The sequence below is a fragment of the Sphingobacterium bovisgrunnientis genome, assembly GCF_009829085.1.
GTDB classification, from domain to species: domain Bacteria; phylum Bacteroidota; class Bacteroidia; order Sphingobacteriales; family Sphingobacteriaceae; genus Sphingobacterium; species Sphingobacterium bovisgrunnientis.
Map to the genome: position 1 here is coordinate 14,028 of NZ_WUQY01000008.1, position 13,197 is coordinate 27,224.

The following is a 13,197-nucleotide window of genomic DNA, read 5'->3' on the forward strand; positions in this document are numbered from 1 at the left end:
TTTTAATTGCTTGTTTCTGAAAAGTTAAATACTGCTTTTAAAACGGCCATTCTACCACGAAGTTCATAGCTGTTTTGAGATTGCATATTAGCATTGATGTTATAAGTATTGAATCGCTTGATATTTCCTATATTGGATATACGAAGCTCGAAATCTGTTTTCCATTTCTTATGCGCGTAACGCATAAAATAGTCCATGAAAAAGTAATTTATATCTTGTAATCTTTGTTTATGGCTATATAAATGTCGACCACTAACCTGAATATGAAATTTCTTATATAAAGTCAATGGAAAACTCAGATTTTGAGAAATACCAAATGTTTTCTGGTCTAAACCTATATCTGAATGCATTTGTTCCGTTGTAGTCCAACTCATATTTCCATTGTAGGAAAGATTTAACTTCTTCCATAGTCTAGTTTCAATTCTTGGACTTAAAGAATATGTTGTATTTAAAAATGGCAACAACTCGTCATTGAATATTTGGTTGTAATCCGTCCAGTTTACAGAAGTTCCTATTTTTAATGATGTTGCCCATTTGAAAATATATTTGTCGAAACCCGCATTTACACCATAACTATTTACCACATTCCCTTGTTCTATTAGCACAATCTGCGAATTGTCTGCATCAATCCTATTCGAAATCATCGTTGAAGAAGCTGATCTATTATAATTCACGCCCAGATTATAGAAAAGAAGCTTCACCGCTTTACCTGATTTATAATTCAAAGTAAAATTGTTGTGTATAGACTCATTAATATCTGCGGTATTGTTTGCAATCATCCGGTAGTTTCGTACAATATATCCACGATAAACATTCTCTATATTGCCAAAAGTATTGCCTCGCTGAAAATTAAAAGATAGTTCATTCTGTGCATCAAAATTGTATCTACTTGAAAATGCTGGCTCAAACATTATCTTATTCAAATTTTCTTTGAGTTGAAACAATGGATCATTGTACGATGTATGCTGAAAGGCTAATGGTAAAATAAGTTGAGACGACAATTTTCGATGTTTATAATCATACGTCGCTTGTACAGCTACAGAAGACCGCAACCACTCCATATCATTTTGCGTTGATATTACAGTTAATGGTATTAAACTATTTCCATCTTCAATTGAAATATCGGAATTTAAATTTTGCTTGTCCGCAGTAATATTTACACCATAATACTGCGAAATTCTACCTTTTGGAAGCCTATAGCCAACACTCATATTTGTCAACCAAGAAGGAACTTCTACGTGCTGTTTAATCTTATCATAAGGAGAATCCTCATGCAATAAGTCTTCATAAACTCCTGGTGTAATATCTAATGTTTGTGGTTTGGAACCGTAATTAAAATACCAACCAAATTGAATGATATCACCATTTTTCAATGCGGGTAAATAATCCAATTTATTCTTAAATCCTTTTATCAAATAATAGCGGTTAAGTTCGAATAATAAATTATTTGAAGAAATAGAAGCATTAGCATGTGCGTCTTCAATTTCCCACGCAAATTCATTGTTAAAATAATATTTCTCTATGTTTTTCGCTAAACTAGCATTAAAAGAACCCAGCCATTCTCTTTCTGAAGCATATTGTTTCTCGTCAAAACTTATATCTCCCTTTTCCGTCAAATAGGTTGTTTTACCAGAAAAGTCCTTCGAACTTTTATCCATTACCCCTTGAATATTAGTTGTCAACGTCCAATCTTTCTTGAATTTGTAAAGATTGTTAGCGTTAAATCCTATTGAATTATTCATTAAATAATGCGCTCTTTGGATCGGTGGATTTCCTACTGTACCTAAATCCAATAGGTTATTAATTGGTGTTCGTCCCAATCGCGATAATACCGAAGAAGAATTAAACCCAATTAAATCTCCCTTCAGCTCATTTCCAATATTATTTCCTTGTAATACATTTAGACCTTTATATTTCTTATTGAACAGCACGCTATTCAGTTCCATATCATATTGATTTGGAAGCCCTGCCCCAATCTTCGCTTGGCCAGACACAGAAATTTTGGCTTCATCTTTTGTTACCAAATTCAACGCAACATCATCACTATAGCGTTTGTTTTTAAGCACTTTCATATGCTCGTGGTTGTTAATTACTTCCACATCTTGAACGAGTTTATGCGCTATTGTTTTGGTGCCTATTCTATATTTGTCTTTCAACAAATCATCACCATCTAAATAAAAATTAGAAATAGCCTTTCCTTGGTATTTAATCTGCCCCGACTCAGACACCTCAATTCCTGGCATTCGCTTTAACACGTCGCCTATAGATCTATCTTCCTCTTGCGCAAATGATGACACATTATAAGCTAATGTGTCTCCTACCTGTTGTATTCTAGGTCGACTTTTTACTTCGACATCTTCCAACAAGATTGTATTTTCTTCAAGTTCAATACTATATGTTGGAATGTTCGCTAGGTAGTCGATACGTTTCTTTTTATACGCCAAATGATTAACTTCAAGATATGCACCATCTAACTTCTTGCTTGTTTGAAAGACAAATTCTCCTTCTTTATTTGTTGATTTGAATGCAATAATTTTGTTTTCATTACTCTTCAATAAAACTGTAATCGCTTGTAGACCTTTTTGGGTCTTATTATCGATCACTTTGCCTGAGATTTTTGCATCTTGAGCAAAAGAATAAGTACAAATAAATACAGTGATAAAAAGTAGAAATAAACTGTGATGCATCTTAGATTATGGAATCAGTTCTATAGGATTATTAGTATTCTTAGATGGATTATAATTTTCATCATTCTTGATCGAAATTGATTTAATACTAGCTAAACTAGACGAACCAGAAGAATTTGTTACTGAAGCTGGAGATGATGATTTAATTGTAAAAGCACCTGCTGACCCCGAATTGCCAGCAACGACCCTCCCGCTATTTCCTCCTCTAGACTGTATGTATCCATTGGGATTTTCAGCATACAATTTATCCAGCTTCTCCACCTCGGTAAGGGAAGCCTTCACTGCCTTTGCCGAAGGCTCTATCCGTTGTGTCGTTTCTCCTTCTATCAATTCAAAACCATCAAATTCAAATATCACCTCATTTTTAATATCATTAGCAGCGAGTATTAAGCCTGGTAATCCGTGCAATTTCCAAGGACCAAATGGAAAGGGTAATTCAGAAGCAAACCATACTTCGTAAGTTCTACCCTTAAAAGTAGTAATTGCCTTTTGGCAATTATAGCCACCTATTTCTTTTGTCTCATCTTGAATATCCCATTCCATCTCAGGATAGGTGTCTTCTAATAAATATTCATCTGAAACTATTCTAAAAATATGTTGTAGATTTTTCTTATCTATATCCAATACATAAGCAGATTTTGCTGGCGTAAAGTTTCTATTGAAAATAATATTTCCATCAAAAGAAGGACTAGACATTTTTTCCTTTAAGGAAGCATTAAATTTTTCGTTAGAAACACTTGTGTAGTAACTGCTGTGTTTCCCAAGAAAAGTCGATACTTCATCACGTGTAAATTTATCACGTTGCGTGGTATCGTTCATATGTTTAAAAACATAATTGATTTTTGCAATTGGTGTTTCTTGTGCTATTGATTGTAAACAAAACACCAATAAAAACGAAAGAATTGAAAGTCTCATAATTATACGATTTACTATTTAATCGTAATACTACGAATTATTAGTAATTATTGCAAGTTTTTTCTTTCAGTTAATTCAATTGGATTGTTAGTTTTAAAAGAAGGTTTGTAATCATCTTCATTACTTAAATCAAATCTATGTAGAGAATAATCAATCCCAAGAAATTCATTACCAATATTCATTCTTCCTGAGTTTTGTAAGGATTGAAAATAGGTGCCTTGATCTTCATTAAAGGCTTTTCTTATCTTCTCAATTTCAGATGGATTAGACTTTATCACGTAAAATGGAATTTCTACCCGAGAATCATCATCAAGTTTTTCAAAACCATTATATTCGAATTTTACTTCTCTTTTATCATCATATGCTTCTAATATAAGTCCTGGTAAGCTATGAAGTTTCCATGGTCCAAAAGGAAATGGTAATTCTGTCGTAAACCAAGCTTCATACGTTCTTCCTTTGAATAGTGTAATGGCTTTCTGACAGGTGTAACCACCAATTTCTTTTGTTTCTTCTAAAATTTCCCAGTTTTGCTCCTCTAGAGGAACTTTATAAGTAAATGCATCAAATGATGATGATATAGCTTCCACCTTATCCATCTCTTTACTCTCTTTATTAATTAAATAGAATTCCTTGATTGCTGTCGTAGTAAACTTGAGAACTATATGCCCTGTAAAATCTGCTAAAGCTTTTTGTGCAGCAATGTCCTTTTGAATAATAACATCACTATAGGTTGTATAGTAAGAAGAATTTTTACTTAAATAAGTAACTACTTTATCTCGTAACGGTTGATCTTTGTGATTTGAATCGTTAATGTGATAAAAACTATAATGAACTTTAGCTAATGCTTTTTCTTGCGCATTAGTAATGAGAACAGAGGCAAAGAAATAAAAGAGAATAAAATAGTAATATCTCATAATGAAAGGTTATAAATAAAATAGTTAATATAATGATGCTTTTATTGAAGCATTTCCATAATATAACGATTCATAAAAGGAATTATTTTAATTAACTACTAAGTTTTAGTAAAAATACGATTTTTTAGTAGGCGACATCAATGCTATTAGATTAAAAATCGAGAGGAAAAATTATCCTCTATGCTGTAAGCCATTCGATAGCAATTCCGTCCTTTTCCATCTTTCGAAAATATGTCATCTGTCTTTTCGCATAGCGATGGATTTCGGTCTCTAGTTTTTTCACAAAATTATCGTAAGATATCTTCCCTTTGAGGTAGTATGAGATATACTTGTATTCCAACCCGTAATATTCGAGTTCATCATGCGTTATTCCGCGCTCCAAAAGATCTTTAACCTCAGCGATCATACCTTCATCCAAACGCCGTAGCAGACGCTTACTAATTCGTTCACGGCGAGTTTCGACAGGGGGATTTAAGCCTAATATCTTATAACGGTATGATTTCGCAATAGTAAAATCGTATTCTGGATTTGCTTCTAGAAATCTACAAATTTCAATAGCTCTAATCATTCGCTTTCGGGAAGAAAAATCAATTTGAAAATTAGATGGGATGGACTCTTCATTTAATAGAATTTGAATTTCTTCCTTGTTAAGTGATTCCAATTCACTACGCAATTGCAAATCAACGGGAATTTGCGTGTAAGGTTTAGCATGTAAAAGGCTTTGAATATAAAAACCTGTACCACCACAGACTATCACACGTTTTCCGCGTTGAATAATATCGTAATAACTATCTTCAAAATCTTTCAAAAACAAATCGATATTATACCTTTCTCCAGGCTCTAGAGTATTTATTAAGTGATATGGAATATCTTGGTATTCGGCCAAATCCTTGCCCGTACCTATATCCATATGCCGATAAACTTGACGTGAATCTGCCGAAATAATTTCAGCATTGATATGTTTTGCAATTTCTACAGCAAGTTTGGTTTTGCCGCTGGCCGTTGGGCCAAGAATTATTAATAAATCTTCAGGAAGAAGTTGAGCATCTTCCTGAAGATCTTTTATAATTTTTGAAGTGTTTATCACACCACAAATTTAGTCCATTTTTCGTTACTTTCGTTGCTTTTTACTACAGTATCAATAAATGCCATACCTCTTACCCCATCAGCTACTGTAGGGAAATCTAATTGTTCAGGAGTCGGTGTTTTACCTTCATTTTTCGCTGAAACTGTTAACGCAAAATTGCGGTAAATATTTCCAAAAGACTCTAACAATCCTTCAGGGTGACCTGCAGGAATACGCGTATTATGCGTTGCAAAAGAACTTAAAGTATACGGATCTGCATAATTATTTCCAGTACGATAAATTTGACGTGGAATATCCAACATTTTAACAATTAAATTATTTGGATCTTCATTTGCCCACTCCAAACCACCTTTTTCTCCATAAATACGTATACGAACTGCATTTTCTTCACCGGCACAGATTTGCGAAGCCATCAAAACTCCCTTTGCGCCGTCATTGAAACGTAATAACACATTACCATCATCATCCAACACACGTCCTTCTACAAATGAAGTTAAATCAGCACACACCTCTTGTATACGCAATCCTGTAACGTATTCCGCCAAATGCGCGGCATGCACACCAATATCACCCATCGCTAGAGATTTACCCGAACGCTTTGGATCTGTACGCCATGCAGCACCAGCATTACCTTCACGCTCTGTTAATCGGCTTAACCATCCTTGCGGATATTCAACGACTACCTTACGAATCTTACCAAAATGACCCGCAGCAACCATCGCTTTTGCTTGTTTTACCATCGGATAACCTGAATACGTATGAGTCAAACACAAAGTACGACCAGTGCGTTCTACAATCTCTTGTAAAGATTTCGCTTCTTCCAGTGAAACTGTAATTGGCTTTTCTATAACCACGTCAAAACCCGCTTCTAAAGCTAACTTGGCAGGATCATAATGTAAAAAATTAGGTGTAACAATAGTCAAGAAATCCATACGTTCGCCTTCTGGAAGTTGCGCTTCTTTTTCAATCATCGTTTGATAGTCAGGATATACCCTGTCATCAGCCACAAATAAATCGCGACCAGATTGAATAGAAATTTCTTGATTAACACTAAATGCACCACAAACCAACTCAATTTTGCCGTCCATGAATGCTGCTATACGGTGTACTGCTCCGATGAAGGCGTCATTTCCTCCACCCACCATACCCATGCGTAGTTTTCTCTTCATTATATATTTAGTTTATATTGACTTTTCTAATTTAACAAAAACTTATCAGAGATAAAGCTTCAATTTTATACTGCCGCTATTTTTTATAATATAATCATAATTTTCTTCGTCTGCTGCATAATTCAATCTTTTGCCATCTTTTACTTTAAACGTTTGTCTATCCGTAATATTTTCGACCTGAAAACCAATAGTTTCCAAAGAAGATTGTTGGCTCCAATCACGATCTGCGTATGTCATAATATCATTGGGTTTGAAATCTTTGAAAAATGCCTTTATCAACTTTGAAATACCTCCAGTTACCAAAAAATCGGTTTTATGACAAAATCGAATAAGTTCAAATGAGCGGTAGTCTTCACTAATTTCATGCAAAATCCTTCCACCACTAAATACCGCAACACTTACCAATTCTCCTTTATAAAATAATCCATAACGATATTTGCCAACCATCGGACCATTTATATGATTTTCTTCCAAAAAATCCAACGTCACCTTTTTATCTATACGAGCTACCACTGTTTCACGTGCATATAGACGTTTTCCTTTCCCTATCATTCCTATCAGTCGTTTTAAGACCTTTTGATAAGAATGAATTAATACATCTATATCCAGATGAATTGTTTTTAACTCCTCTTCTATATTCAGACGAGAAGAATGCGGTAGATAAATTAGCAAAAGAAATTTTGAGGTACGGATACGAATAATATGCTCTTCAAAAGTTAAATTTTCTACTATTCCTTCATCTCGAAGATCCGCAATCAACCGCTCCACCTCAGGTAAATCTTTCTGCATAGGGTTAAAAATACAAAAATTTTTCGTCCCTGTCTTATTATAAATAATTGGTAACTTTGCGGACTGAATATTTAGAAGAATGAAATTACCCATAGTAGCATACGGAGATCCTGTACTGAGAAAAAAAGCAGAAGAGATTGATGAGGATTACCCAAATTTGAAAGAATTGATTGACAACATGTTCGAAACCATGTACGCGGCACGTGGTGTCGGACTTGCAGCTCCGCAAATAGGGCTACCAATTCGATTATTTGTTGTGGATGGCTCACCTTTTGGCGAAGATGATGAGGATGGTGAAGGCGACCCAACGGTTAAAGATTTCAAAAAAGTTTTTATAAACCCTATCATAGTTCAAGAATCTGGTGAAAAATGGGCATTCAATGAAGGTTGTCTTTCTATTCCAGATGTGACAGAAGATGTACTACGCCACTCTAATGTGTTGATCAACTATTTAGATGAAAATTTCGAAGAACACGAAATTGAATTGACGAGTCTGGCTGCTCGTATTGTACAACACGAATACGATCATATCGAAGGTAAATTATTCGTGGATAAAATTGGTCCTTTGAAAAAAGCAATGTTAAAAAGTAGATTAGATTCTATTTCTAAAGGATTAATCCGTGTAAGCTATAAAATGAAGTTTCCTTTCCAAAAGAAAGGTAGATAAAAAGATAAGGCTCACTTTAAATGTGAGCCTTATCTTTTTTAGGATAACCCTAATATTTCTTTATTGAATTTGGCGTCAGCACCTGTAGAAGCAAAGTCATCAAAAGCCTTATCCGTCACTCGGATGATATGATCCTGAATGAATTTAGAACCTTCTGTTGCGCCATCAATTTGATTTTTGATACAGCACTCCCACTCCATCACAGCCCAACCATCGTAGCCATACTGTGTTAATTTACTAAAGATAGTTTTAAAATCTACCTGACCATCGCCCGGAGAACGGTAACGACCAGCACGATTTAACCAAGATTGGTACCCGCCAAAAGTTCCTTGTCTCCCTGTAGGGTTAAACTCCGAATCTTTTACGTGGAAAGCTTTGATACGCTCGTGGTAAAAATCTATATATTGGATATAATCCAGTTGTTGTAATACAAAATGCGATGGATCATACAATAGACACGCTCTTGGGTGATTATTTACTTTTTCCAAAAACATTTCATATGTAACCCCATCAAACAAGTCTTCACCTGGATGAATTTCATAGCATACATCTACACCAGCTTCGTCAAAAGCATTCAAAATCGGCGTCCAGCGACGAGCTAACTCTGTAAATGCTTCATCTACTAATCCTTCGGGACGCTGTGGCCAAGGATGAAAATATTGCCACAATAATGATCCACTAAAAGTCGCATGCGCATTCAAACCTAAATTTTGAGAAGCTTTTGCCGCATAAATCATCTGCTGTGTAGCCCATTCTGTACGTGCTTTTGGATTATTGCGGTATTGCTCTGGCGCGAAAGCATCAAATAACTTATCATAAGCCGGATGCACAGCCACCAATTGACCTTGTAAATGTGTAGACAACTCTGTGATTTCTAAGCCAATTTCTTGCAACTTACCTTTATACTCGTCAGCATACGTTTTACTTTCTGCTGCCTTTTGTAAATCAAAATATGTTGGGTCATTTGTAGGAATTTGCAATCCAACAAAATCTAATGATTTTGCCCACTTTGCAATATTCTCAATGGAATTAAACGGCTCTTGATCGGAGATAAATTGTGCTATAAATATACCCGGTCCTTTAATTGTTTTCATAACTGTTAGTTTACGATTTAAATCTTTATTGATAGAAACTAAAAATAAGGTAAAATTTGTTGGTATAAAAATTGTTCGGCAAATGAATAGTAAAATTCTGATTATTTTACTTCTATTCTTACAATCAAGCACACTAATCGTGTGCTTTTTTATTTTTTTCTTCTATCCAAAGTGACATATATTTTGTAGCATTCATTTGTTGTTGCAATAATATCTCACTTATAAAATGTTTCTTCCTAATCGCATGTAAGTTTGTCTTATAATGGTTAACCATTTCTACCATCTCTTCCGAATAAGAAGTATTTGCAATATCTGCATTAAACATCTCGAAACCTATATGTTGCTTTTCCTTCCACAGCTGTTCATCTCTATAAAGAAGAGCACATTTTTCTATAAAATCTGACTTATCATCTGTAATAAAACCATTCCAATTAGATTCTGTCATGGATTCTGCCCCTACACGTGTAGTAATAGAAGGAGTTCCTGAAGCCATAGCGTCAACAAATTTTCCTTTAGCTCCTGCGCCAAATGGAATTGGCGCAATCATAACGCGGTATTGCGCAACCGTGTTACGCGCATCCTCTGCTCTACCTTTTACTAAAAAGTGCTCTTTAGGATTATGTAATTGCAAAACTTTCTCCGACGCATAAGCACCATAGATATGCAATTCAGCCAATGGGCATTTTTTCCGAAGAATTGGCCAAATTTCCTTTTTTAGTATTTCTACTGTTTTAAAATTAGGCTCATGAATAAAATTGCCAATAAATACAAAATCCTTTCTTTTTCCGAAACCAGGTAAATTCACCATGTAATCTTCGATAAGCGATTCTTCTTGGAATGGAATATAAAGCAATTTATTATTAGGTATGTTAAATTGTTCCGATAGCAATTGCATTTCCACTTTTGAGATAATTAATGATATATCCGAACGTAAGATCGACGCTAATTCGCGCTTTGCTGTAGGCGAATGATAATCTACTTCCTTATTTTTCTTATAAGCTTCTTGACGAGCCAATCGCACAAAGTGCAAATCTTCTGTATCTAATATGCGTAACGCATCTGGACAATGCTCAGCTATTCGCCAGCCATATTGCTCCTCTACCATGAAGCGATCGAAGACAACAATGTCAGGTAATAAATTTTTTACAAAGTCATCAAAGGAAGAATCATTCAAAAAAATGGACTTTTCTTGAACGCCTAAAGAGGACAAGTCAGCACTGTGAATTGACTTCATCGCTGCTGAAGCAAAGAAAACCTCACTTATTTTGCTAAAACATTTTATCAAGTGCAAAATCCGCCATCCTGCCGCTGATGATGTTGGCTCAGGCCAAACTAATCCGATGAATAAAATTTTCAAAACTCGGGCTTTACTTAATGAATTTTTTATATATATTTATTTTACTAATACAAAAGTATAATAAAATATAAACCAAATAATGTCTACGTTTCAAATAATAGAAGAGTCTACAGTATACGATGCCGTAGTGGTCGGATCTGGTGCTGGAGGCGGTATGGCAGGCTATATTCTTGCGAATGCAGGACTTAAAGTCTTGATGCTTGAGGCAGGTCCATTTTTCGATCCTGCTAAAGATGCTTTACAATTGCGATGGCCGTGGGAATCTCCTCGTAGAGGAGCAAGTACCACACGCCCATTTGGAGATTTTGATGCTGCTTTTGGTGGATGGCAATTGGAAGGAGAGCCTTATACGCACGAAAAAGGCACGGAATTCGACTGGTTTAGAGCCCGTATGCTGGGTGGAAGAACCAACCACTGGGGTCGTATTTCTCTACGAATGGGGCCAGATGATTTCAAACCGAAAGATGGATTGACCGATGAATGGCCGATAACATACGATGAAGTAAAGCCTTTTTATGATCGTGTAGATCGTATGATAGGAATCTACGGAACTGTGGAAGGTATTCACAATGAACCTGATGGTATTTTCTTGAAACCACCTAAACCTCGTTTAAGTGAACTTTATATTCGCAAAGCGGGACAAAAATCTGGTGTTCCTGTTATTGCAGGACGTGGATCTGTATTAACCGAAGCATTACCAGGTAACAAAGACAGAGGAGTTTGTTTTTATTGTGGTCAATGTGGTCGTTCTTGTAAAGTCTATGGTGATTTCTCTTCTTCTTCATGTTTGGTAATTCCAGCTATGAAAACGGGTAATTTAACCGTAATAGACAATGCAATGGTGCGTGAGGTCTTGACAAATGATGAAGGCCTTGCTGTCGGGGTTTCTTATGTTAATACTAAAGATTTAAAAGAATATTCTGTTAAAGGAAAAACAGTAATATTAGGTGCTTCAGCCTGCGAAAGTGCACGCCTTATGCTAAATTCAAAATCTGCATCACATCCAGGTGGAATTGGAAATAGCTCAGGACTTGTTGGGAAATACCTACACGATTCGACTGGAGCTGGCTTAGGTGGATTTTTACCTCAGCTTCTTGACCGCAAGAAATATAATGAAGATGGCGTTGGTTCCGTACACATCTATTCTCCATGGTGGCAAGGCGACAAGAAACTAGATTTTGCTAGAGGATATCACATTGAGTATTGGGGAGGAATGGGAATGCCAAGTTTTGGTTACTTCCACGGTATTCAAAATTACAATCACCTAGCACCGAAAGCTGATGGCACAAGCAGTGAAAGTGGTGGATATGGCGCAGCTTTAAAGCAAGATTACAAACGTTTTTATGGAGCTTCTGTGGGTATGGATGGTCGCGGTACTGCTATCGCAAGAAAGGAAAACTATTGTGAAATAGATCCTAATAGAGTTGATAAATTTGGTATTCCGGTCCTAAAATTCAATTACAAATGGTCGAATGAAGAGGTGTTGCAAGCAAAACACATGATGGAAACTTTTCAAGAAATCATGCATAATATGGGCGCAATTATCACTTCACCTATACATGGTGCAGACACCTTGTATGGTTTGCAAACACCAGGTAAAATTATCCATGAAGGTGGTACAACCCGTATGGGCAACGATGCTAAAACATCTGTCTTAAATAAATGGGGACAAGCACACGATTGTAAAAATCTTTATGTGGTAGACGCAGGACCTTTTGTGCAGCAAGGTGATAAAAATTTGACATGGACTATTCTAGCTCTGTCTATGCGTACCGCTGAATATATTTTAAAGGAAAAAAATAAATTAAATAGCTAAGCAATGAATAGAAGAGATTCATTAAAAGCCTTAGGACTAATTGCAGCTGGATCAGCTGCAGTTTTGTCAACAAATTCATGTGATAATAAACCCGCAAAATCAACGGCAGCAGCAGCTCCAGGAGATAAGTTACCAGGTGTCCAAGATTTTGAACATGAACGTACGCAAAAATTACTTGAAGAAGTTTATTTTGACGAACATGAAATGGCAACAATTGCAGTCTTGGCGGATATTATCATTCCCAAAGATGATAACTCACCATCGGCTACAGAGGTTGGCGTTCCAGATTTTATCGAGTTTATCGTTAAAGATATTCCTTCCTACAAATTACCCATGCGAGGCGGATTGAAATGGTTAGATATACATGCACAAAAAAGATTCAAGAGTGTTTTTGTAAAATGTACGAGCGAAGAACAAATTTCAATTGTAGAAGAAATTGCATTCCCTAAGAAAGCAAAACCTGAGGTTTCTCAAGGTGTAAGCTTTTTTAATACTATGCGAGATTTAACTTCTTCGGGATACTATACGACGAAAGAAGGAATCGCAGAAATTGGATATGTAGGTAATAGACCTGGTGTATGGACTGGGGTTCCTGACGAAGTATGGAAAGCCCACGGCTTTGCTTCTAAGGAAGGCTAGTTTGTAATATCCAAGACACAAAAGCCAATAGGACGAACTCCTATTGGCTTTTCTATTTGACTA

At 35.8% G+C, this 13,197-nt stretch carries 11 protein-coding genes; 3 read left to right on the forward strand and 8 right to left on the reverse strand.

What is annotated here, in order from left to right; all coding sequences use genetic code 11:
* Nucleotides 1-2: 2 nt before the first annotated feature.
* The 6 genes from GOQ16_RS05720 to GOQ16_RS05745 form a co-directional block, all read right to left on the reverse strand.
* The gene (locus tag GOQ16_RS05720) at nucleotides 3-2,687 is read right to left on the reverse strand and encodes a peptidase associated domain and porin domain-containing protein (protein WP_160068421.1); all 2,685 of its coding nucleotides are present in this window, start codon (nucleotides 2,685-2,687) and stop codon (nucleotides 3-5) included.
* A 6-nt stretch (nucleotides 2,688-2,693) separates the two neighbouring features.
* Nucleotides 2,694-3,602, reverse strand: coding sequence for a GLPGLI family protein (locus GOQ16_RS05725; protein ID WP_160068422.1), 909 nt, complete (start codon nucleotides 3,600-3,602; stop codon nucleotides 2,694-2,696).
* Nucleotides 3,603-3,649: 47 nt separating this feature from the next.
* A complete protein-coding gene (locus tag GOQ16_RS05730; RefSeq protein WP_160068423.1) occupies nucleotides 3,650-4,516 on the reverse strand; it encodes a GLPGLI family protein in 867 nt (288 codons plus the stop codon).
* A 178-nt stretch (nucleotides 4,517-4,694) separates the two neighbouring features.
* Nucleotides 4,695-5,603, reverse strand: a complete 909-nt coding sequence (gene miaA, locus GOQ16_RS05735; protein ID WP_160068424.1) for a tRNA (adenosine(37)-N6)-dimethylallyltransferase MiaA — start codon at nucleotides 5,601-5,603, stop codon at nucleotides 4,695-4,697.
* Nucleotides 5,600-6,772 carry a Gfo/Idh/MocA family protein gene (locus tag GOQ16_RS05740; protein WP_160068425.1) on the reverse strand — a complete coding sequence of 391 codons (1,173 nt, stop codon included), beginning with the start codon at nucleotides 6,770-6,772 and terminating at the stop codon, nucleotides 5,600-5,602. Before GOQ16_RS05740 ends, miaA begins: the two co-directional genes overlap by 4 nt.
* A 45-nt stretch (nucleotides 6,773-6,817) precedes the next feature.
* Nucleotides 6,818-7,561 (reverse strand): hypothetical protein, encoded by a 744-nt coding sequence (locus GOQ16_RS05745; RefSeq protein WP_160068426.1) that lies wholly within the window; start codon nucleotides 7,559-7,561, stop codon nucleotides 6,818-6,820.
* Nucleotides 7,562-7,640: 79 nt separating this feature from the next.
* On the opposite strand from GOQ16_RS05745, the gene def reads away from it, so the two are divergent.
* Nucleotides 7,641-8,228, forward strand: a complete 588-nt coding sequence (def, locus tag GOQ16_RS05750; RefSeq protein WP_160068427.1) for a peptide deformylase — start codon at nucleotides 7,641-7,643, stop codon at nucleotides 8,226-8,228.
* Nucleotides 8,229-8,266: 38 nt separating this feature from the next.
* Here the strand turns inward: def and GOQ16_RS05755 are convergent, their stop codons facing one another.
* Complete coding sequence (locus GOQ16_RS05755) at nucleotides 8,267-9,322, reverse strand: sugar phosphate isomerase/epimerase family protein (RefSeq protein ID WP_149913343.1); 1,056 nt, start codon at nucleotides 9,320-9,322, stop codon at nucleotides 8,267-8,269.
* Nucleotides 9,323-9,455: 133 nt separating this feature from the next.
* The gene (locus GOQ16_RS05760; RefSeq protein WP_204987429.1) at nucleotides 9,456-10,679 is read right to left on the reverse strand and encodes a glycosyltransferase; all 1,224 of its coding nucleotides are present in this window, start codon (nucleotides 10,677-10,679) and stop codon (nucleotides 9,456-9,458) included.
* A 79-nt stretch (nucleotides 10,680-10,758) separates the two neighbouring features.
* Between GOQ16_RS05760 and GOQ16_RS05765 the strand changes: the two genes are divergently transcribed.
* Together GOQ16_RS05765 and GOQ16_RS05770 are read left to right on the forward strand one after the other, a co-directional pair.
* A complete protein-coding gene (locus tag GOQ16_RS05765) occupies nucleotides 10,759-12,495 on the forward strand; it encodes a GMC family oxidoreductase (RefSeq protein ID WP_160068428.1) in 1,737 nt (578 codons plus the stop codon).
* Between the two features lie 3 nt (nucleotides 12,496-12,498).
* Complete coding sequence (locus GOQ16_RS05770) at nucleotides 12,499-13,134, forward strand: gluconate 2-dehydrogenase subunit 3 family protein (protein ID WP_160068429.1); 636 nt, start codon at nucleotides 12,499-12,501, stop codon at nucleotides 13,132-13,134.
* Nucleotides 13,135-13,197: the final 63 nt, after the last annotated feature.

Bases quoted from the DNA above. Each gene is read 5' to 3' on its own strand.
- GOQ16_RS05720 (WP_160068421.1), bottom strand. From the start codon at position 2,687: ATGCATCACAGTTTATTTCTACTTTTTATCACTGTATTTATTTGTACT.
- GOQ16_RS05725 (WP_160068422.1), bottom strand. From the start codon at position 3,602: ATGAGACTTTCAATTCTTTCGTTTTTATTGGTGTTTTGTTTACAATCA.
- GOQ16_RS05730 (WP_160068423.1), bottom strand. From the start codon at position 4,516: ATGAGATATTACTATTTTATTCTCTTTTATTTCTTTGCCTCTGTTCTC.
- GOQ16_RS05740 (WP_160068425.1), bottom strand. From the start codon at position 6,772: ATGAAGAGAAAACTACGCATGGGTATGGTGGGTGGAGGAAATGACGCC.
- GOQ16_RS05745 (WP_160068426.1), bottom strand. From the start codon at position 7,561: ATGCAGAAAGATTTACCTGAGGTGGAGCGGTTGATTGCGGATCTTCGA.
- def (WP_160068427.1), top strand. From the start codon at position 7,641: ATGAAATTACCCATAGTAGCATACGGAGATCCTGTACTGAGAAAAAAA.
- GOQ16_RS05755 (WP_149913343.1), bottom strand. From the start codon at position 9,322: ATGAAAACAATTAAAGGACCGGGTATATTTATAGCACAATTTATCTCC.
- GOQ16_RS05765 (WP_160068428.1), top strand. From the start codon at position 10,759: ATGTCTACGTTTCAAATAATAGAAGAGTCTACAGTATACGATGCCGTA.
- GOQ16_RS05770 (WP_160068429.1), top strand. From the start codon at position 12,499: ATGAATAGAAGAGATTCATTAAAAGCCTTAGGACTAATTGCAGCTGGA.